Below are 22116 nucleotides of genomic sequence, written 5' to 3'. Positions count from 1 at the left end.
CTGCTATGGCCTCTATCGTTCTGCTATACGCTGTAGCTCTCCACTTGAACCGTTACAACATGCTTCATCTCTTTGATTTCTTGATATAGAGAGGATGGCAGCTGCCGATGACCCAATGATAGGATCAGAAAAAGCTCCCTGCAATCACCATCTATGTCCCTTATCCTCGTATGCTTGATCTTGTGGCTGGAGCGAATGCCCTCTACAACTTCTTGAAGCTCAGAATCATCATCAATGACAACGTGAACGGACACATCCTTTTCTCTTAAGGATGCAGGTCCAATTAAACGCAGCGCGAAAGGGATGACATTGACAGCAATCATTATGAATACACCCGCAACAGCAGCTTCCATATAAAAGCCTGCGCCGGAAGCAATTCCGAGTGCAGCTGAACCCCAAATCATCGCCGAAGTCGTTAAGCCGGAAATCACATCATTATTTTTTCTTAAGATAACTCCCGCTCCAATAAAGCCGACACCGCTAACGATTTGCGCGGCTAACCGCATAGGGTCCATATTGGTCAAACCGGGTACAGCAAATGTATGAACCGACTCGATTGAAACAATCGTAATTAAGCAGCTGGCAACTGCAATAACCATGCTCGTCTTAATCCCTAATGGCTTATGTCTCAACTGACGATCAATTCCGATAAACAATCCTAGAACTAAGGCAAAGCTAAGCTTAATAATGAAATCATGGATGGGCATAACCATTCACCTCTATTGCTGCCTCCTGTTCCTTCAACCTCCCTTGCCCTTGCATGCAAGCAATCTCCACACCAGCAAGCAGCATAATGCCAATTCCATGATTATCATTAAAGACAGTGAGCAAATCATGACTATAATAGTCTGCTGTAAAGGAATAGCGAGAGCCGCTGCAAACACCATGCACATTGCCTTGACGGTCAATCGCCTTGCTCGTTAAACCACGCCATGCCTGCAATGCCGCTTCTCTGAACATGCCTGCATTCTCCAGCCATCCGAAACGAACGCCTCTGGCGAATGCATATGCGAACATAGCTGTGCAAGATGCTTCTTCATACGTATCCCGATGCGTCAGCACCTGATGCCATAACCCTGATTTGCCTTGAAGCGCTAATATGCCTTCGCATAACTCACGGAAGAAGGCGAGCAGCTGAGGTCTGTCCGAATGATCCTCTGGCAGCATTTCCAGCAGCTCGGATAATGAGAAAAGACACCAGCCATTTCCTCTCCCCCATGGAATTCCTGTCGCTAGTCCATATTTGAAGTCATAAACATGAGACATTACACTCTGCTCGGGTATGAATAGATAAGATCGATAAAGAAGGAACTGTTTAGCTGCTTCATCCATATAACTCCTTTTCCCTGTCGCTTTGTAATATCGACCTAGAAAAGGGGTACTCATGTAGAGATCGTCTGCCCACATCGTATCCGCAGAATATTCTCCTTCGCATAAGCGATAATAAGCACCGTCCCCCCGGCGCTCCAGTGAATTCGTCATAAAGTCCGCAATTTTATTCCCTATTTCAAGTAGCTGCTCCTTATTCTGAGACATGCTTAAATAGGCTTCCAGCATAGCTGACCCAAACGACCCGCAATTATCCAGCATCTTCATCAAAACGAGCTGATGATTAATAGAAGGGAAGCCGTATTCTTCTTTATCCCACAGCGAATACTCATACATATCAGTACAGCTCTTAATGTGGCTGACAGCATATTGTAATATATCCTCACGCTGTAGCGAGCTTGCCGTTCGAAGCAAGCCATACATCGTTACGCCAAGCGGATAATCCCATCGTCCAAAGTTTGTAACCCCGCCAGTTGTCCATTTATTGCTGAGCATTGCATTCTCATAAAAGGGGCGGATTCGCTGCCCTGGACCATCAAGTGTCCAATAGGTATAAGCCTTAGCATCAAATTCTTTTCTAATGTCAATATTACCGCTTCCAGCTGTATGAAATACTCGCTTCATCGTTTGCACCTGTGATGGTTCTAACCATACATCTGCCCCAAAAGGGCCTAGATGCAGCCAAGTCTGATTCTTCTCCGCAGCCCCATGAACGGGAACCGGCAGCTCAAGCTCAGCCCTCTCTCCGTCCGGTGTCTTGATCTCCAGCTCGAACCCCCAGCCTTGTCTACTGCTCTCCGTTCGTATGAGCAGACTGCCGCTCTTAGTTGCTCCAACCAGCTTACGTTCGAAGCTTCCAGCCTCCTCAAGCTCCAGCAGCTTCTGATCATTCAACCAAATGGTCGTTGGGCCTTCTATCTTGCCCGACCATATCGTTACATTCTGCTGCTGGCTAAAAGATACACGAGTCCACGAATAAGCAGCTGCTGTCTCATTTGGCAGCCCAAATATCCGCTCGCAGTTCAGCTTCTTCAGCATGACCTCCGACCAATCTCGTTCAGGTAACCAGCGTATACCACTGGCTTCCTCCGTCTTCTGATAATCAGGCATACCCGCTTCGAGACTGAACATTCTCTCCGGTACATCTATCGAATAAATCCACCCCGCCGCTCCCTCGCGATCTTCAAAGGGTGAAAGCACGTTCATCACTCTAACTTTCGCTTCAACTGCACCAAATTTGCACCCAAATCCAGCTTTCGTCTTCTTCGCTTCCACTAGCAGCGTATTCCATCCCTTATGAAGCAGGATTGGTATAATAACTTTTCCGTCTGTTTGTAATTCCTCGACTGTACTTGAGCTATAGAGCAAAGCTTGATTGACATACAAACGAATAGGTCCAAAAGGCATCATCGCCGTATCAATGGATCTTTCATCATCGCTCCAAACGAGTCCAAATGCATAAGCAAAATGACCAGACTGTGAATCCGGCAGCTTTTCCGCTAAATTCAGATCGTATAACCCTTGGTCCGTTTGCAGTATTCCCGCTTCAGAGAAAACGCGGTAGCTATGCGGAATATTCGGGTTAGCACCTATATAACGGTTCGCCATAACCGTCAACACCGAACGGTCATTATCTCCAAGCCAATAGTTAATGCTCTCGCGCTTCTTTATATATTCTGTCATTATCCTCGCCCTCTTCTCCTATACAGCTTCGTACGACCCATTTATTCTACAAAGGCGCCGGCAAGAAGTGCGCGTCTCCGCTCTCTTCTTACCGGCGTCATTTCCTACCTATTTCAGTTTACTGATCAATTTATGATGGCTTTGATGAATCTCTTCCGGCGTGCATTTGTCCTTGAGTTCATACACTTTAATGGGAGCAGCTGCGATTATATCTATGAAGTTATCGAAATAAGTCTCGTCGCCGCTGTGAATATAAGGGCACCAATGATCGGACAGACCTACGGTTTCGTGAATATGAACGCCGAGAACACGTTCCTTCATTCGGTTAGCCTCTTTGACATTGTCATACAAGCCCATACGATCCATCATCATGCCATGCCCAATGTCATACCATAAGTAGACAGGCGCTCCCTTTAAGGAATCGATAATGTAGTCCGCTTCTTGAAGAGTCGGGATTTGGTAGCATCTTGATCTTGTCTCAATTCCAATCCCAATATCATATTGCTTGCCTGCGATATAATCGCTTGCCTCTTCCAAGCTTTCTTTTATAAGCTGTAAATAGGTTGGACTCTCTTTCGTCCTAACAGCAAGCATTTCATCCCAAAGCTCTCGGTATGCAGAGGATTGCGGTCCTTCAGCATGATAGATTCCCTTCAGTTCCTGATCGATATTGTAGGGGAAGGGCACCTCTCCCGGATGCACCACAACTCCTTTTGCCCCATACTTAACACCATAATCTACTGTTTGTTTAAGCAGCTCAATCGCACGGTCTCGCTTCTCTTTATCCGGATAACCAAGCATAAGTGAATCGGTGTCAAAATCCTTGCCCGGCAAATGAGGATAGACGTGATGCACACTGGAGATGCCAATCTCACCGCGTTCAATCATAGGCTCAATGGTTGAAGCCAGCTGCTGCGTTACATTATAGTTCAGCTCTACCTGACGAAAGCCCAGACTCTTGATTTCATGAATCATTTCACTGCCAACCGTATGTCTTTTGATATTCCAGCAAGTTGAGAAAGAATATTCTGATTTATCCATACCCATTATTTCGAAAGCTCCTTTTGCTGCTCTACGATAGCCCAAAGATCATCTACCATAAATGCTGTGTCTTTACTAGTTGTATACCAGTCGTTCATGAAGTCAACAATCTTCTGACCGCCTGCTTTTTCCCAAGCTGCTTGCGCATCCTTAACCGCTTGTTCAGGCGTGTAGCCTTTTCCGTTCACAATTGCCTTAACATATAGATCCGTAATTTCCTTCAATACATTCGTACGGATAACATCCAGATCACTTGGAAGCCCTGGGATATGATCCCCAAGCGTAATGCCAGGATATTGCTTGGAAGGATCCAGGTACGTATCTCGCGCTTCTAAATACATATCTTTGCCTGCCTTTTGTACCGGATCAGTTGTATCAAACACATTGATGATGAAGTTACATTTATCAAGCGCTCTGCTCAAAAATAGTCCGTAGCCTCCAGCATAGCTTGCTTCCGTTTGAAATTTATCTGCATCTGGATAAACCGCGCAGCCATTCGCATCCGCTTTCCAATGAACGCCTTCTTCGCCCTTCAACAGCATTTGCGTCGTAGATGGCTCAAGGATGAAGTTGACGTATTCCGCTGCCGCCTTAGGATCTTTCGTGTTAGCGTTAAATACGGTAGTCATTTGAACTGGGTTATCAATGGCACCCATGAATTGACCAAATTCCGATTTTGGATAAGGAAGCGGCGCAATAACAGCAGTTGGATCATTTTTTTGAAGGGTAATTAGATCCTTTGTCGTAAACTCAAACCAGTTCATGCTAAAGTTCACATAAATACCGAGTTTGCCGTTAAGAAAGTCTTGCTTCGCTTTTGTTCCATCTTTATCACTAATGTAATCCTTGTCGATAATTTTGCGGTCATAGAGTGCTTTCTTAAAGGATAATGCGCCTAGCTCGTTATCCCATTGACGAATGACTTTCCCATCCTTCAGCCCCCAGCTGTGTTCTTGCTGAATACCGAACATTTCATTAATCGCGCCATCAGAATAGTAGCTGATGTTAATGCCGTATGTATCTTTCTTCTTGTTGCCGTCAGGGTCATTATTCGCAAATGCATCTGCCACTTCCAGCAGCTCATCTGTCGTTGTAGGCATTTTCAGATTCAGCTTCTCCAGCCAATCCGTACGAATGAAGAATACATGAATGGGATTAGCTTCACTGAGACGACCGATTTCATAAAGTTTGCCGTCCGATTTCGTACCGACTTGTTTCAGTGCAGGATATTCATCCAGCAGTTTCTGATAGTTAGGCATATATTGGAGCAAATCATCTAACGGAAGCAGCTGTTTTTGCTCATACAAATTATTTCGGAAAGGTACGTTCGTTTCGTTAATAATGTCAGGTGCAGAGCCTGAAGCAAACATAACGTTCAACAGCTTTTTCGATTCACTGCGAAGTACAGGTACGAATGTCGCATCTACAGGACCATTTTCCAAAATCCATTTCGTCCAACGATTATCCTCGTATGAGCCCTCTGATGATGCAACACCCCCGCGATCCTGAACGACAACCGACATTTTACCGCGTTCTTTCGGCTTTTCAGTTGCTCCGCTTTCAGTCGTTGCTGCTGGCTTTTCACTTGTATTCTCTTTTTCTTTATTACTGCTGCAGCCACCGATAACAAGTACTAGAGCAAGCAATAAAAGCATTCCTGAAAAGCTAATCCGATGATTAAATGTTTTCATGGTTTTCCTCCTAGAATATAGTAGATGGCTTAGCCTTTAATCGAGCCTAACATGATGCCTTTCACAAAATATTTTTGCAAGAACGGATACACCAGCAGCATGGGAATAACCATGAACACGACACCAACTGCTCGAATCATCTCATTGGTCAGCTTCTGCTGATCCTGCGCATTATTAGCGGCATCTATAAGCATATCCCCCGTCTTCAGTACAGCCTGCACAACAACTGTTAAATTTTGCATATCACTTTTATTGATATACATTAACACGTTCATGAAGGAATTCCAGTAGCCGACTCCGTAGAATAAAGCGAGAGTTGCAATAATCGGCATAGACAACGGCAATATGATCCGTACAAGCAGCGTAAACTCTCCACTGCCGTCTATTCTTGCGGATTCATCAATTTCACGTGGGATATTTTCAAAATAGCTGCGCATCAGGAGCATGTTGTATGTGCTGACAAGCCCTGTTAACCAAAGCGACCAATAGGAATTAATGAAGCCTAAGCTTTTGACAACGATATAAGTCGGAATAATACCGCCTGAGAACAACATCGTGAATACCATCGCCAGAAGCAAAAATCTACGGCCTGCCATATAAGGACGGGATAACGGGTATGCCGCCAGTATGGTCGCTGCCATGCTAAGCAGTACGCCGCCTATCGTAATCGTCAAGCTATTCTTCAGCGCTCTCAAAGCGGGAGTTGCCTCGAAGAAAAAGGAATAAGCTGTGAATTGAAAGCCTACTGGCCAAAAGAGTACATGCCCCGACTCAACTGCGGAACGCTCGCTAAGTGATACCGCAACAATATGAATAAAGGGCAGCAAGCAAGTTAAGCCCAGCAGAACAAGCAATACATTGTTGACTATATAAAACGTTCGTTCTCCTACCGTCTGCTTCATTTGTGTTCCTCCTAAAAGTTTTGCGTCAGCAAAATCTTGCTTCGTAAGCATTATCCTAAAAGTTTTGCGTCAGCAAAATCTTGCTTCGTATGTTAAAACAGCCCTTGATCGAATTTGCGGGCAATCCGATTAACGCCAATGACAAGCACGAAGGCGATCACAGATTCAAAAAGCCCCATTGCGGTTGTAATGCTGAACTGCGCTTGCTGCAAGCCCATTTTGTAAATATAAGTGCTGATAACTTCCGAGACACCTGCCACAGCGTCATTTTGCAGGTTATAGACTTGATCGAAACCAACCTCCATGACACGGCCCATTGCCAGTATGAGCAATAAAATGATCGTAGGCCGAATGCCCGGCAGTGTGATATGCCAGATTTGACGCCACTTCGATGCTCCATCCATGCTTGATGATTCATATAAGGAAGGATCGATTGTCGTCAGTGCGGCTAGAAAAATGATTGTATTAAAGCCCATTTCCTTCCATACTCCTGAGCCAACGAATATCGCAGTCCAAGAGAAAGCATCATACAGGAATGATTTTGTTTCGATGGAAAACAACTCTAGCAGCTTATTGATTGAACCATTATCAGTTGCAAACAACGTTAGAACGATGCCAGAAACGATAACCCATGAGAAAAAATGAGGTAAATATACGATTGTTTGAATCCATTTCTTAAACCAAACTTTCCTGACCTCATTGATCATCAATGCAAGAATAATCGGTATTGGAAATCCAATAGCTAGGTTAAGAAAGCTGAGCCAAAATGTGTTCCAAATAATTTGAACGGTGTTCGAGGTCGTAAACAGGAGATCATAGTTTTTCCATCCCACCCACGGACTTCCCAAAATACCGTCGGAGAAATTGTAGCTTTTGAATGCGATTACAAGACCACCCATAGGTATGTACTTAAAAATGATGTAAAAGGCCAATACGGGTAAAATCATGAGATACAAATAAGCATTCTGCTTTACCTTTAATACGCTTATCGTCTGACGTCTATTTTTCATAACAGCCTCCTGCCCTGCGATACTTTCGGTCTATAGTTCAAGTATAGTCGGCAAAAAAAAAGAAGCCTTAAAAAATTATAGATCAAATCTATAATTTCATTGGCTCCTACAATATGCCCATCAACCTACTGTCTACGGCATTCCTTGGGCGTGATTTGATAGTGCTGTCTAAACACAGTCGTAAAATAATTCGGCTCATCAAAGCCCGTTGCAGCTGCAATTTCAAATATTTTCATATCCGTATTTTTCAGCAAATGCATGGCCTTCTCCATTCGGAACCGTGTTACATAGCAGGTAAAGCTCTCGCCCGTTGTTTTCTTGAACAAAACGCTGAAGTAGCTTGGATTAAGATGAATATTAGCAGCCACTTCGGTCAATCTGCACTCCTGTGCATAGTTCTGCTCGACATACGCTATAGCCTTCTTAATCATATCCTCCTGCTTCATATCCTGAGGTTCAGTCTGAATACGATCAGCGCCGCCTTTACTCTTGATAAATCTCTTATTTGCCATACCTAGCACCTGCCGCACATCCTGTTCGGTACAGGGCTTAAGCAGATAATCCATTACACCTAATCTAACAGCAGCTTGAGCATATTCGAAGTTTTTAATGCCGGTCAATATGATGACTAGTGTCTCGGGAAAGCTCTGCCGCAAATGAGTAACGAACTCAATCCCATCCATCGCAGGCATTCGGATATCGGTGAGTACGAGATCCGGTTTATGCTGGTTTAGCAGCTTGAGCGCTTCTTGCCCGTTCGCCGCCTCTCCTACTACATGCCATTTTTGCTCACTTTCCTCAATCATCCGTACAAGTCCTCTGCGAAAATGATACTGATCCTCTACTACCATCACATTCCCGTACATGCGCGTTGCCCCCTTGGTTATCCTGCTATTGGCACTGGCAAATAGAGACGCGTCGTCGTCCCTTGATCCACTTCACTTTCCATTTCCATCCGGTAAGGCGAACCATACATCAGCTCAATCCTTCGCACTACACTTCTTACACCTAAGCTCTCACGATCTCCTGGCTCCATCTGAGAAACACTAGCCCCGTGCAGCAGCTTATGAATCATAACTTTATCCATTCCACAGCCGTTATCTTCAATTTCAATACGTAGAAAACCAGACTCCTCCTTAACTTCAATCCGCAGCGTTTTTCCTGAAAGCTTGTTTCGGAAAGCATGTTGAAACACATTTTCAACAAGAGGCTGGAGCAAGGATCGCATAACCTCATACTCCATAACAGCCTCCTCCGCATGGATATCGATCTTCAGATCAGTCTCGAACAGCTCGGCTTGAATTTTTACATAGTTTTGAATTTGCTTGACCTCTTCACGAACGGTCGTTGGGGTTCGAACCGGCATAAGCGAATGCCTCAGCATCCCCGCTACAGCAGCAATCAAAGCAGCCGTATCCCGTTCTCCGCCGGCATGAAGCTTCCAGTACATCTCATTAAAAAAGTTATATAAAAAATGAGGGTTCAGCTGCGCTTGGAGTGCTTTCAGTTCCGCTTCCTGCTCGCTTAGCTGCGTGAGATATACCTCTTTTATTAGCTGTTCAACATGCTCAGCCATTGCATTAAAGCTGTCTCCGATATAAGCTAGTTCATCCTTCGAGCGTACCGCAATGCGCGTCTCGAATTTCCCAGATCTGAGCTGCCTCAACCCTTTGAGCAAATCACCAAGAGGTTTCAACAGCCGCTCCATTGCAAGTGCAATAAGCAAGCTTGTAAAAAAGGCGCTGAGTATGCCCGCATAGACAATTTTGTTCCACAAAGCTTTATTTTTCTCCTGAATCTCTACCAGTGACTTCGCACTCACAAGCAGGAAGGAATCCGTTAGTTGATTCGTTGATTGGCTGCGTGTAAACAAATGATTATCAATAACCTTTGTATCGGTCTCCTGCTCTAACAGCTCCATTTTCTTCATAGCATCTTGCTTATCATTGGAGTACAGCAATTCATTAGAGCGGTTGAACAAATATACTTGGCCCATCCCATCCTTGGTTAATTCTCTGAGACTGCTGGACATAAATGACTCGTCAATCGTAATAACAAGAACGCCATACTGCTGGAGGGAACTATTCTTCATCCACCTAGCCGCAACTATTGTATCTCGCGTTCCATCCGGTTCAATCGTACTCGGCATCGGCATATTCATCCATACGAGTTCTCCCGAAGTGTGCTCGATCTTCAGCCGAATAGAGCGCAGGGTGGATGTATTTAGGCTCTCAATTGATGGTGTATTATAACGGTAATAGACCGTTTGACCACTCAGATCGAACATATACAACCCCGTTATGTAAGGCGCATCCGACTTTAATTGATTAATAAGCGTATCGATTTTCTCCTTTTCCAAATACATTTGGAAAGGCTCTGAATTTCTGTACTCATTATAGCGTTTGATAATACCTTCAATCTCTGCGTTAAACACAATCGTCTGTGAAATGCGTTTCATTTCCTTCACTTTCAGTTCCAGCTTCTCGAGTGCCTCATGATTCGTAATGGAAATTTGTTTGCTCATTTCATCCTGAAATAATTTCTGATTACTCTCATATGTGTAATAGCCTGCAACAGTGAACGCGATAATGATGATAAAGGATAAGCTGCTAATGAGCTTAATCTTAAAGCTATTGTTTACGCTTACAAATAGTTTTTTCCATAACGGCATTTAACGCAGCTCCTAATCCTATACGACCTCAAGCTTTACGAACAGTGTAATGGACGGATTCTCAAACTTCAATGAGAAATTGTTATGTTCGTAATGATAACATCTTTTTTTTATAATGGTGTGTTAAGTTTTATTAAATGTCATTAATGTCGTAATTGTACACCCTGTCTTGTCGTAATCTTTCAATTTTAAACATTGAAGACTCATGCTAGAATGAGCCCAAGCTACGATAACGACTGGAGGAATTACAATGACTAACAAGTTAAAAGTAGGAATTATAGGATGCGGCGGCATCGCAATAGGTAAGCATTTGCCGAGTCTTCACAAAATAGAACAGGTGGAGCTTGTCGCATTTTGTGACATCTATTTTGAATGTGCTGATAAGGCTGCACGTCAATTTGGCGTGCCCGAAGCGAAGGTTTACACCGATTATAAAGTCATGCTGGAGGACCGCTCTATTGATGTTGTACATGTCTGTACAGCCAACGATACGCATGCTGACATTTCGATAGCAGCTCTTGAGGCAGGCAAGCATGTCATGTGCGAGAAACCGATGGCGAAGAAGGCTTCTGATGCAAGGCGCATGCTGGAAGCTGCCAAACGAACAGGCAAGAAGCTAACAGTTGGATACAATAACCGTTTCCGTTCAGACAGCATGATGCTCAAAAAAATGTGTGAGGACGGCGAGCTTGGCGATATTTATTTAGCGAAAGCTCATGCTGTCAGACGCCGAGGCGTACCAACATGGGGCGTATTTCTCGATGAGGAGAAGCAAGGCGGAGGGCCGCTTATTGATATCGGTACTCATGCCCTGGATCTAACGATGTGGCTAATGGATAACTATGAGCCTAGTGTTGTGTTAGGAACGTCCTATCATAAGCTTTCCAAACGAGAGAATGCCGCTAACTCTTGGGGACCATGGGATCCAAAGAAGTTTACAGTTGAAGACTCCGCCTTTGCTATGATTGTCATGAAGAATGGTGCTACCATCATCTTGGAATCAAGCTGGGCGCTTAATACATTGGATACGAAAGAAGCCAGATGCACCCTATCCGGTACAGAAGCTGGGGCGGATATGATAGACGGATTGCGTATTAATGGTGAGAAGCATAGTAAATTATACATCAATCAATTCAAAATGGACCCGAAGGGCGCAGACTTTTACGAGGGCAAAAAAGAGTCTATGCAGGATGTGGAAATGCGAATGTGGGTAGATGCCCTATTAAACGATAAAGATCCAATCGTACGCCCTGAGCAGGCACTAGTCGTATCTGAAATACTGGAAGCCATCTATGAATCTGCCAAAACCGGCGAAGCTGTCTATTTTGACTAATCGCAGTTCATAACATGGGGAGAGGAAGATCAGAAAAATGAATTCAAAAATCCGTGTAGCCGTGTTAAGCTTTTGGCATGTTCATGCCAAAGATTATTTCAAGGAGGCAGCAGCGCATCCTGATATAGAAATTACTGGCATATGGGACGAGAAGCCTGACCGCGGACGACTTGAAGCTGAGGCGCGAGGCGTGCCTTTTTATGAAAATTTGCAGGATGTTCTATTGAATAAAGATATAGATGCCGTAATAGTAACCACAGCTACCTCTCAGCATCTCGCTGTTATTACTGCAGCAGCTAAGGCTGGCAAGCATGTTTTTACTGAGAAGGTAATCGCATCTACAAATGCGGAATGCCAGGAAATCATGACATCTATTAAACAAGCTGACGTAACGCTTTCCGTATCTCTGCCGCGGCTTACTATGCCTTTCACACAAGGGGCGCTGAGTCTCATTGCTAGTGGACTCCTTGGTGAGCTGACTTTGGTTCGTACACGCTTGTCCCATAGCGGTGCCTTGCCTAGCTCGGAAAGTCCAATTGGTTATTTGCCTTCTCCATTCTTCAATCCCAAAGAGAGCGGCGGCGGAGCAATGATTGATCTAGGCTGTCATCCTATGTACTTAACACGTCTTCTGCTAGGAATGCCGGAAAGTGTTAGTGCCAGCTATGGTTTTATAACCAATAAAGAAGTGGAAGATAACGCAGTTGCTACGCTCCGCTATGCAAATGGCGCTCTCGGCATCGTTGAAGCTGGCTTTGTCAACCGCGCTTCACCGTTCACGCTTGAGCTGCACGGAACGGATGGCAGTGCCATTTATTCGGCGCATGACGGCAAGCTTATTTATCGCAGCCTCAAGCTGGAGAATGGCGGAGCAAAACAATGGCATGTATACGACCTGCCTGTGGCTCTTCCCTCCACTTTCTATCAATGGATATCCCATATTCAAAAGGGTACGAAGGCTGTTGATAATATCGCGCTTGCACTTGATTTGACCAAGCTAATGGAAGCTTCCAATAAATCAGCTAAAAGCGGTATGGTACAGCATATCGAATAAATAGATTCCGCTGAAAGGCATGTGAAACGGCATGATTAAAAATGAAGCTCCTGCCTTTAACAACAAATCCTATCCTTATGAGCTTATGAAGGAACAGCAGCATGCGCTGGAGCATCTCCATGCCGATTTCCGCTGGGGACCCTATGGCATTCGTGTCGTACGGTTCCACCATGCCACCTTCCCACCAGGAAAAATTGATAGATTCCACAAGCATTCCGAGGAATTTGAATTTCATTTTATAGCTCGGGGCGGCGGAATGGTCATTCTCGGAGATACACCTCATGCTCTAACTGAGGGAATGATGTATTTGACCGCCCCTCAGGTTATGCATTATCAGGAAGCCGATCCACAGGTCGGAATGAATGAACTCTGCCTGCGTATCGAGATTATTAGGCTCCAAGGCAAGGAATCCAGTGGGACGGATCAACCTGAACGTTTCTTAAGCAATGAGATTCACTGGGGAGAAGATTGGGAATGGCGTGAAGCGGAAAACTGTATTCGTCAGCTTCGTCTTATTCCTCTTCGCCCAGAACTCGATCGCTTTAGAGCAATGGAATGTTTTCTGACCGCATACCGGGCTTGGTATGAAAGCCAACCAGCCTTGCTGACGGTCATTAAACAGGCTATTATCCATATCCTGCTGCGAATGACACGAGCCTATTTTCCAGAATCGCAGCAGCAAACACAATTCGCACTTAGGGATATGAATCATTATCGTTACAAACTTGCCGAACAGTTTATGAAAGATAACTATCAGGAGCCGTTGACGCTAGAAGCAGTGGCAGAGAGAATTCAAATTAGTCCAAGGCAGCTACAGCGGATTTTCCGGAACCAATCCGGAACAACCTTCAGCGAATATATCGAACAAATTCGTTTATCGCATATTTGCAAGGAACTGGAGCAAGGAGAGCAAACGATCGAGCTCCTTGCTACAACGAACGGCTTCTCTAGTGCGAATTACTTACATCGCGTATTCAAGCGCAAATATGGGATCACACCGATTCAATATCGTGAACAACTTCAAAAGGCTATGCTAGCTGAATAGATAATTGTACCAAATAGCTGAATTTGATTTCTATTTATGAGGGGACCCTTCCCCTCATTTTTCATTTTTAGGACGCTAAAAATATATTCCTCTTCGCTTTAACCTCTCCTATTCACCTCATCATTCCATCCCTCGAAAAAAATAGGACGAAATTCCTATTTATTTTGTAATATGACAGACTTTGCATTTACATCTTGTTATAATCATTCACTGTACACAACTAAACGAGTTGAAAGGATGAATGTTTTGAAAGAGATAAAGCGATCCATGTGGTTAAAATGTTCCTTGGTCTTATTGCTGCTAGTACTTTCTATTCAGTTACCAGTAAAAACTTATGCAGCAAATACAAGCAATGATCTTGTAGCACCCGTCATTTTGAATGTAAGTCCATCGTGCCAAGGTACAGTCTATACCTCAATGCCAATCCTAACAGCTACATTAGGGGATGCAGATTCGGGTATTGATCCAACGACGATTTCTGTGAAAGTGAATACCATCACCGTTCCCCATCTTTATGATCCCAAAACTAAAATTGTAGCTGCCGCTACTGCTAATTTGCCTAATGGGACTTATTTATTAACAATTGATGCTTCCGATATTGCCGGTAACAAAGCACAACAATGGAAGTCTAGCTTCAGCGTTTCTGTTGATCCAAATAAAGATAAAATCTATTATCTGGCGTTGGGTGATTCCTTAGCAGCAGGATTATCGCCATCTTCTTCAATAGGCAGCAGTTATACCGATATGCTGGCAGAGAATATTCACAATTATGGACTACTCGGAGAATTTAATAAAAATCATACAGCTCCTGGCTACACCACACAAAACGTATTAGATAATATTAAAAATAATGTCCCAACCGCTAACGGAATGACCATCAAGCAGGCTATTGCGAAAGCAAATATCATTACGTTAGATGCTGGTGCAAATGACTTTATCCAAAAGCTTGATAGTAATTTTGCCATGCCCCCTGTTCTAGCGATGAGCCTGTTGCAACAAGTAGGTACCAATATGGGTGCTATCCTTACTGAAATTCGACAAGTAAATCCGAAGGCGAACATCTACATCATGGGATACTATGATGCATTCCATAACTTTCCTTTGCCCATTTCTCAAAAAGAGCTGCTAACAGCCGTATTAGATGAAGTGAATAATACGCTTGCAGCAGTTTCTAAACAAGCAGGAGCAATATTCGTGCCTACGAAAGAAGCCATTGCTGCTGACTATCCTAACTATTTGCCCAATCCTGCGAACATTCATCCAAGTACACTTGGATATAAGGCGATAGCAGATGTCATGTGGACTGTGATGCAGACTCCTTTGGCTTGGCCGCTGAACAGCAGCCTAACTGCGAAAGACGTTGGATCCTCAAGTCTTACATTGAACTGGTCACCTGCAAATGGGCCAGCTGCAGAATATAAAATATACGCAGGAACAAAAGAAGTCGGAACGGTAACGGGTAGCGTATATGCTTACAGCTTAAACGATTTATCAGCTAATACATCCTATACTTTTAAAGTGGAAGCAAAGCTTCCTAATGGCGTGTGGACAACGAATGGTCCACAATTGACGCAATCCACACTCTCTGGATCTGGGACTGGATCAGGATCTGGCTCCAGCGGCAATCCATCACCAACGGTTAACCAATTAACAGCAAGCGGGCTGAATGACCTTATTACATCATCCGGATCAGCCGACAATATTACAATTGCACTAATCCAAGATCATTATATTTTACTGCCTAATAACGCTGGCGATATACTGCAGTTAAGCAAAAAAGGAATAGAATTGACATCAAGCGGAGGATCCGCTGTCATTCCTTCCTCTGTGCTGGTCGCTCTCTCCAAACTGTTGAACGAAACTTCATTAAAGGAAGCTCAGATCAAAATTTCTTTGGAAGCAATTGATGCATCCGCTGCGAGCTCATTAGTGAATGCTGCCAATGCTTCAAGCGGTGCTGTAATCAAGCAAAATGGTTCTTTATATGAATTCGATCTAACGATTGAATCCAAGGACGGAAAATCAACTAGATTGGATCATTTTAACGAGCCCGTCATTCTAAAATTCAAACTAGCTGCGAATACAGTAAATTCAGAGCTGCTCGGCATCTACTACCTTAACGAAACCACGAAGAAGTGGGAGTATGTAGGGGGTAAAAAGAATGCCGACAATACTACAATTGAAGCTGTCTTATCGCATAATTCCAAATACGGTGTGCTTGACTATACGAAGACCTACACAGATGTACCGTCCACGCACTGGGCTTTTAATACCATTCAAGCATTAAGCGCCAAGCAAGTGGTGGAAGGCATCACAGAAGATAAGTTTGGCCCGGCACAAACAACAACAAGAGCACAATTTGTTACGATGCTGGTACGTTCCCTTGGTATAGAAACGACTGGAACAAGCACAGCATTTGCCGATGTTGCGCAAGGCGCATGGTATTCTGAGGCTATTGCAACAGCTGTTCAGGCTGGTATTGTAAAAGGAATCGATGATACTCATTTCGCTCCTAATGCGAGTATTACCCGTGAACAAATGGCTGTGCTTCTCATTAGAGCCTATGAATACAAATCGGGTGTCCTACTGTTCAAGAGCGATAAGCTATCCCTCTATGAAGATGGCGATCAAGTCGCTTCATGGGCATACTCAGAAGTAAATAAAGCAATTGCTGCCGGGCTCATGACTGGCCGCGATGATGATCACTTTGCACCACAGGCTGCTACTGTTCGTGCTGAGACAGCGCAAGCGATTTACAATTTGCTCAATAAGTAATAACGTACAAGAAAACCATGTCCAAGGACGTGGTTTTCTTTATTCGCTCTTGTCAGCTGACAAAGTTTCAGTTGTTAGGTGATATATATTTTCAATTATTAGATATCGTTGCTAAAGTGTCATAGCCTGCCCGTACCTGGCTAAGTACTCTTCCTTATCTTTATAATCCGGCATAATGCTCCCTACCCGCCTCCAAAACGAACGATCATGATTCATATGTGTTAGATGGCATAGCTCATGGATAATGACATAATCGATCACTTCAATGGGAGCCATAGCTAGACGATAGTTGAAGGTTAGCTTTTTACTTGAGCTGCAGCTTCCCCACTTCGTTCTCGATTCTTCGATTTCAATGCTTTTTGGTTTTACCTTTAGCTGATCTTGATATATTTTTATCCGTTCTCCAATAACCTTCTTACAGCTTGAGAAATAGAATTTCTTGAGATTCTTTTTTAATTCCTCTTCATCCAGCTCGCCCGTCTCTATTAACTCATGAAGATAATACTCTTTCCCAAGGTGAAGAAATTTTCCTTGTTCTTGATATTCTCTTGTTTTGGGAGCATTACGAGCCGCCTCTATTCTCTTTAACTTCTCCAGAATGTTCTTCTCATGCTTTTTCACAGCGGCAATAATAACCTCATTACTTGTGCCATTTGGAGCTTTAACGGTAATGAAACCAGAAGCGTCTATATGAATAGATAGCTTAGCGCTATTCCCATATTGCACATGAACGTCTATTGTATCGTTCTCAAAATCAATCTTCATACCCACCATCGTCTCTATTATTTCTTATCACATAAAATAAAAGGGAAAGAGCACAGGTGCAAGAACTTCTCCTTGCTTCCGTTTCTCTTTCCCTATTTTAGCATGAGTGTATTATGTTTTGCAGGTGATTAGTTGTTTGTATCTTCCCGATATAGTACTACCACACTCTCCACATGAACTGTCCAAGGGAACATATCCACAGGCACTACCTCAGCAGTCCGATACCCGCCATCCTCAAGAACTCTTAAATCCCTAGCAAGTGTAGATGGATTGCAGCTCACATATACGACCTTCTCCGGTTTCATTGCGAGAATCGTTTCGAGCAAAGCAGGATCACAACCTTTGCGCGGAGGATCGACAACGATAACATCCGCCGTAATTCCTTCCTCACGCCAGCGTGGAATAACCACCTCTGCAGGTCCCGCTTCAAACGAAGCATTTGTAATACCGTTCAATGCTGCATTTCGCGCGGCATCTTCAATTGCTTCTGGTACGATTTCCACCCCATAAACACGGCCAGCTTTCCGAGCAAGGAATAACGAAATCGTCCCGATTCCGCAATAAGCATCAATGACCGTCTCAGACCCCGTCAATCCCGCATACTCTACTGCTTTACGGTATAATTCAACGGTTTGCAGTGGATTAACTTGATAAAAGGATCTCGCAGAGATCGCGAAGCGAATGCCGTCGAGCTCATCATAGATGACCTCGCTGCCCCACAGAACTTTCGTCTCATCACCAAAGATGACGTTCGTGTTCCGTTCATTCACATTCTGAACGATGCTCTTCACATCCGGAAGCTCCTCGCGAATACGTTTAACCCAAAGCTCCTCTGACGGCAGCTTTTTGCCATTCGTTACAAGGACGACCATGATCTCGCCTGTCACTACCCCAGTCCGCGCCATTACATGACGAAGCACGCCTCGGCCTGTTTCCTCATCATAAGGCGAGGCACCTAGCTCACGACCGATTCTTTTCACCATGCGAATAACTTCATCATTATCACGATGCTGAATGAGACAATCGTCCATATCGATAATCCGATGACTGCCGCGAGCATAAAATCCAGCCAGAAGCCCGCCATCGGTATGGCTTACCCCAACCGGCACAGCAGCCTTATTCCGATAGCGCCATGGCTCGTCCATTCCAACCGTCTCATGAACAATGATTCCTTCTGAAACCGCTTCGCCCTCACGACTCGTTCCGCCAATGACATTAAGCTTTCCAATTCGCACCAAGTTGTCCACAACATGCTGTCGTTTCCATTCCAGTTGCGCAGGATAATCAAAGTGCTGCAGCTGACAGCCGCCACATTCCTTATATATATCGCAAGGGGGCTCTACACGAGAAGGACTTTTAAGAACAATTTCCTCCAACCGAGCATACCCATATTGTTTTTTTAATTTCATTACCTTCGCGCGCACGCGTTCACCAGGAAGTGCTCCCTGTATAAAAAGGGTATAGCCGTCAGCGCGGCCTACCCCTTCTCCATCATGCGTCAGGCCGATAATATCGACGGTGACTTCTTCATTTTTTTGAAAAGGCGCATCGATCGGAGCCGCCGCACCTGAATTTACGGAACCGCGTGATCTCCCTCTGTTGCTGCCGCCTCTGCTTTTGCCTTTATTCATAAACTCTCTCCGCTCTATCTTCAATGCTAATCCTATAAGCTATTAATCAATCGTACAAGCAATAACGCCTTTACGCCTATCGGTAAGTTGAGACACCTGTTTTATCTGCAAAAATGTTCAAATGCAACGGCAGCACGGAGAACGTGCATGGCAGCACCCCGCCATATTCGCCGTCCAAGTTAATTTGTACATAATCCGGTGTCGTTACCTTCAGCTCATTCGTCCGGAAGTGAATAACATGGGGATCTTGGAAATGCTCGCCGCGCAGCGCTAATGAAACCAGCTTAATAAACTCAGGCAAGTTACATTTGCGTATAAGCAACACATCCAACAAGCCGTCATCCAGCTTGGAGTCCGGTGCTAAGCGCTCAAAGCCGCCTACCGAATTGCTGTTGCAAATGAGGAACATCATAAACTCATCATGAAATTCACCTACGCCAGCTGCTTGAAAAGTCAGTTCAGTTGGGCGAAGGCGGGTCATTTTCTCCAAACCCTTCATATAATAAGCAAGCTGCCCAATCATTGTCTTCAATTTGCTCGGAACGTCATAAGACAGCTCCGTCAAAGAGCCGCCACCGGCGATATTTATAAAATAACGATCATTCGCCTTCCCAACATCAATTGGCCGCGTATACTGTTGAATGATTAAATCGACCGCATACTCCCAAGCTTTTGGGATTCCCATTGCCCTTGCAAAATCATTCGTCGTTCCAAGCGGTAAAATACCGAGCGGAGGCCGATTCGCTTTGCCTGTTAAGCCATTAATGACCTCGTAGAGCGTACCGTCGCCTCCAGCAGCAATAATCATGTCATAGTCACGATCCGCTGCTTCCGATGCCGCAAGTGTAGCATCACCTTCACCGATCGTCGCATGGCAGCTCGTTTCTATGCCACCCTGCTCAAGCCGCTGAAGAATATCCGGCAGTCGCTTCTTCATTTCTTCTCTACCCGAAGTTGGGTTATAGATAAGTCTTGCCCTTTTGATTGCCATCTGTTGTTCACCCCTAACAATCCACTCAACTTATATCATAATATGCTACAACACTTTATCTTTGCTCAAAACAATATTTTCTAGCCAATCCGTCATCCCTCTCTCCAGCCAACGTTCAATCGCCGGATGAGGCAGCATAGCTCGTCCATTGTACTTATAAGCAAGTCCAGCCAGACGAGTCGGAATAACCACCTTTGTAAAATAACCTTGGCTTAGAAATAGCGGTACGACAATAACCGTTTCTTCCGGGTGAGCAGCTCTCATTGCAGCAAGCTTCAACGCAGCTTGGTCTGGCAGGAGCATTGCATATTCAGCACGTATGAAACCGCCAAGTATACGAAGCCGTTCACCAAGCTGCTTCAGCCCTTGCTCCCAGCGCTCATGGAATACCTTTTCCTTGCTTCCGTGCCCGATAAGCAATAATGCTTCCTTCGCCGGCTCCGTAGAAAGCTCTGCAAGGTTATCCATTAACAGCTCTGCGATCTCAGAATCATCATCAATTGGAGGACCATACTGCACCTTGGCTTCCACTTGGAACTCTCCAAGATCACCTTCCAAATCGGATACCCAAGGCAGGCCGAACGCTTGACCGATTTCATCAACATGCGTGCTTCCAGACGATACGAAAAGCGGTATAACCAGCATATCGGTTACACCTTGCCGTTCCAGTTCATCAATACCATCCTGAATAAGTCGTCCCTCTACAATTTCTAAAAAGGACGAAAAGACTGGAATACCCGTCAGCTGAGGAGAAGCCGCAGCACTTGCTACAGCATTATCCACAAGCTGAACCCATTCAGCCTCTCTGGATCCATGACTTATAACAAGAATACCCGGCTTCATGAGGAATACCTACCTTCCAAGACGCTCCAAGGCCATTTTGTACCCATCATTTCCGTAATTCAAGCAACGCTTCACCCTTGAAATCGTTGCCGTGCTTGCGCCTGTTTCTGCTTCAATGGCATTGTATGTACTGCCTTTGCCAAGCATCCGTGCAACCTCTAATCGCTGTGACAGAGACTGAATTTCATTAACCGTGCACAAATCGTCAAAGAAAACATAACATTCTTCGACCGATTTCAATGTTAGAACCGCTTCGAATAATTGATCTATTGCTTTATCGTTCAGCTTTTTGAGCTGCATGCGCATTCACTCCTATTACAAGCGTAAACGGCGGACGCAATCCGTAGATGGCGCTCTTCCCGTTTCGCGGTAAAAAATAAGCTTCATATAAGAGCGAAGCCTATACGTTCTCATATTTAAACTAATGCTTACATTGTAGCTTTTTTAGCAAATTTATTCAAACATTACCGTATTGAAGCAGTGCAGAATGAATGAGTTCAACAGAACTCTTTTGCAATGCAAGAAACCTCATTAAAAATGGGCTTATTTTCGAAAAAATATCGGAACTCGGGACATTCGTCCAATCCTTATGTTCGCCTATTCCATAAACTATTATAAAAAAGGGTTGTGATCCTTGTGAATTATCGCAATACCCCCGGCAGCGGCAACCAATATCACAATAGACACGGCGACTACCGTCTAGGTGAAGGTCCTCCAAATAAATCAATGGGTTCTAAATCGATGGGCGCGAAATCAAGCGGCTTCACCTTAAACGGCATGCTGCCGACTATGCCACCAGCTGTAGCGCCGCCTCCCGGTCAAGATATTTTGCCTGTCGTCTTACCTGAGAAAGCAGCAGATCTAGTAGAATCGACCACCACTTCCAAAGCAGGCGGCTTCTCCCTTGCCAGCCTAGGTGAAATCAAAGGTTTTGTTGACCGTATTGGCGGAATTGACGGTATTCTAAGTACAGTTTCAAAGGTTCAAAAGGTTATGTCCAGCGTTTCACAAATGGCACCTCTCGTCAAAGTACTCATGGGCTCCTTCAAAAAGTCATCTGCCTCAGATGACGATGATGACACAGAATGGAAACCAAAACGCCGCAAGCGTCGTAAAACCGGTGCAGGCTCCAAAAAGGGCAAAGGCAGCCGACCAACAAAAAAAAGCAAAAAGTAGTTGATCATCAAAGGATTTCCCCGCCAGTACGAAGGGATATCCCGTTCATCCATACGTATAAGAGTATGAGCATGCCAGCTTTCTCCTAGTCCCTTGTGAAATCACATTCTATTGGCTATGATGAAGTTATCAATTCATTGGAGTGAAGCACACCCCGATTGCAGCGACTAACGCTG

18 protein-coding genes are annotated in these 22116 nt (G+C 44.5%); 5 read left to right on the top strand and 13 right to left on the bottom strand.

Going from position 1 to position 22116, the window contains the following annotated elements; genetic code table 11:
* Positions 1 to 23 precede the first annotated feature (23 nt).
* From AC0YOD_RS26125 to AC0YOD_RS26090, 8 genes are all read right to left on the bottom strand, one after another.
* The gene (locus AC0YOD_RS26125) at positions 24 to 707 is read right to left on the bottom strand and encodes an MgtC/SapB family protein (protein WP_475802300.1); all 684 of its coding nucleotides are present in this window, start codon (positions 705 to 707) and stop codon (positions 24 to 26) included.
* Positions 694 to 3012, bottom strand: coding sequence for a glycoside hydrolase family 88/105 protein (locus AC0YOD_RS26120; protein WP_475802277.1), 2319 nt, complete (start codon positions 3010 to 3012; stop codon positions 694 to 696). The genes AC0YOD_RS26125 and AC0YOD_RS26120 overlap by 14 nt, the downstream gene beginning before the upstream one ends.
* 108 nt (positions 3013 to 3120) lie before the next feature.
* Positions 3121 to 4059 (bottom strand): sugar phosphate isomerase/epimerase family protein, encoded by a 939-nt coding sequence (locus AC0YOD_RS26115; protein WP_475802276.1) that lies wholly within the window; start codon positions 4057 to 4059, stop codon positions 3121 to 3123.
* A complete protein-coding gene (locus AC0YOD_RS26110) occupies positions 4059 to 5744 on the bottom strand; it encodes a type 2 periplasmic-binding domain-containing protein (protein WP_475802275.1) in 1686 nt (561 codons plus the stop codon). Before AC0YOD_RS26110 ends, AC0YOD_RS26115 begins: the two co-directional genes overlap by 1 nt.
* 29 nt (positions 5745 to 5773) lie before the next feature.
* The gene (locus tag AC0YOD_RS26105; RefSeq protein ID WP_475802274.1) at positions 5774 to 6646 is read right to left on the bottom strand and encodes a carbohydrate ABC transporter permease; all 873 of its coding nucleotides are present in this window, start codon (positions 6644 to 6646) and stop codon (positions 5774 to 5776) included.
* A gap of 92 nt (positions 6647 to 6738) precedes the next feature.
* A complete protein-coding gene (locus tag AC0YOD_RS26100) occupies positions 6739 to 7656 on the bottom strand; it encodes an ABC transporter permease (RefSeq protein ID WP_475802273.1) in 918 nt (305 codons plus the stop codon).
* 125 nt (positions 7657 to 7781) lie between these two features.
* On the bottom strand, positions 7782 to 8522 hold the full coding sequence (locus tag AC0YOD_RS26095; protein WP_475802272.1) for a response regulator transcription factor: 741 nt from the start codon (positions 8520 to 8522) through the stop codon (positions 7782 to 7784).
* Between the two features lie 17 nt (positions 8523 to 8539).
* On the bottom strand, positions 8540 to 10327 hold the full coding sequence (locus AC0YOD_RS26090) for a sensor histidine kinase (RefSeq protein ID WP_475802271.1): 1788 nt from the start codon (positions 10325 to 10327) through the stop codon (positions 8540 to 8542).
* Between the two features lie 250 nt (positions 10328 to 10577).
* Here AC0YOD_RS26090 and AC0YOD_RS26085 point away from each other — a divergent pair, with 250 nt between their 5' ends.
* The 4 genes from AC0YOD_RS26085 to AC0YOD_RS26070 all read left to right on the top strand — a co-directional run bounded on the left by AC0YOD_RS26085 (position 10578) and on the right by AC0YOD_RS26070 (position 16534).
* Entirely contained in the window at positions 10578 to 11660 is a 1083-nt protein-coding gene (locus AC0YOD_RS26085; RefSeq protein ID WP_475802270.1) for a Gfo/Idh/MocA family protein, read from the top strand.
* Positions 11661 to 11697: 37 nt separating this feature from the next.
* On the top strand, positions 11698 to 12714 hold the full coding sequence (locus tag AC0YOD_RS26080) for a Gfo/Idh/MocA family protein (protein WP_475802269.1): 1017 nt from the start codon (positions 11698 to 11700) through the stop codon (positions 12712 to 12714).
* 31 nt (positions 12715 to 12745) lie between these two features.
* Complete coding sequence (locus AC0YOD_RS26075) at positions 12746 to 13759, top strand: helix-turn-helix domain-containing protein (RefSeq protein ID WP_475802268.1); 1014 nt, start codon at positions 12746 to 12748, stop codon at positions 13757 to 13759.
* Between the two features lie 237 nt (positions 13760 to 13996).
* Positions 13997 to 16534, top strand: coding sequence for an S-layer homology domain-containing protein (locus AC0YOD_RS26070; RefSeq protein WP_475802267.1), 2538 nt, complete (start codon positions 13997 to 13999; stop codon positions 16532 to 16534).
* Between the two features lie 111 nt (positions 16535 to 16645).
* Here the strand turns inward: AC0YOD_RS26070 and AC0YOD_RS26065 are convergent, their stop codons facing one another.
* The 5 genes from AC0YOD_RS26065 to AC0YOD_RS26045 all read right to left on the bottom strand — a co-directional run bounded on the left by AC0YOD_RS26065 (position 16646) and on the right by AC0YOD_RS26045 (position 21064).
* The gene (locus tag AC0YOD_RS26065) at positions 16646 to 17299 is read right to left on the bottom strand and encodes a M48 family metallopeptidase (protein WP_475802266.1); all 654 of its coding nucleotides are present in this window, start codon (positions 17297 to 17299) and stop codon (positions 16646 to 16648) included.
* A 128-nt stretch (positions 17300 to 17427) separates the two neighbouring features.
* On the bottom strand, positions 17428 to 18930 hold the full coding sequence (gene rlmD / locus AC0YOD_RS26060) for a 23S rRNA (uracil(1939)-C(5))-methyltransferase RlmD (RefSeq protein ID WP_475802265.1): 1503 nt from the start codon (positions 18928 to 18930) through the stop codon (positions 17428 to 17430).
* Between the two features lie 76 nt (positions 18931 to 19006).
* Positions 19007 to 19915 carry a diacylglycerol kinase gene (locus AC0YOD_RS26055; RefSeq protein ID WP_475802299.1) on the bottom strand — a complete coding sequence of 303 codons (909 nt, stop codon included), beginning with the start codon at positions 19913 to 19915 and terminating at the stop codon, positions 19007 to 19009.
* A gap of 51 nt (positions 19916 to 19966) precedes the next feature.
* The gene (locus AC0YOD_RS26050) at positions 19967 to 20764 is read right to left on the bottom strand and encodes a sirohydrochlorin chelatase (RefSeq protein ID WP_475802264.1); all 798 of its coding nucleotides are present in this window, start codon (positions 20762 to 20764) and stop codon (positions 19967 to 19969) included.
* A gap of 9 nt (positions 20765 to 20773) precedes the next feature.
* Positions 20774 to 21064, bottom strand: a complete 291-nt coding sequence (locus AC0YOD_RS26045; protein ID WP_054026535.1) for a YerC/YecD family TrpR-related protein — start codon at positions 21062 to 21064, stop codon at positions 20774 to 20776.
* Between the two features lie 336 nt (positions 21065 to 21400).
* On the opposite strand from AC0YOD_RS26045, the gene AC0YOD_RS26040 reads away from it, so the two are divergent.
* Positions 21401 to 21940 carry a hypothetical protein gene (locus AC0YOD_RS26040; RefSeq protein WP_475802263.1) on the top strand — a complete coding sequence of 180 codons (540 nt, stop codon included), beginning with the start codon at positions 21401 to 21403 and terminating at the stop codon, positions 21938 to 21940.
* Positions 21941 to 22116 lie beyond the last annotated feature (176 nt).

It is taken from the genome of Paenibacillus sp. J31P13 (assembly GCF_056269295.1).
Note: the sequence above shows the minus strand (reverse complement) of the source record. Positions and strands in the feature narration are given on the sequence as shown.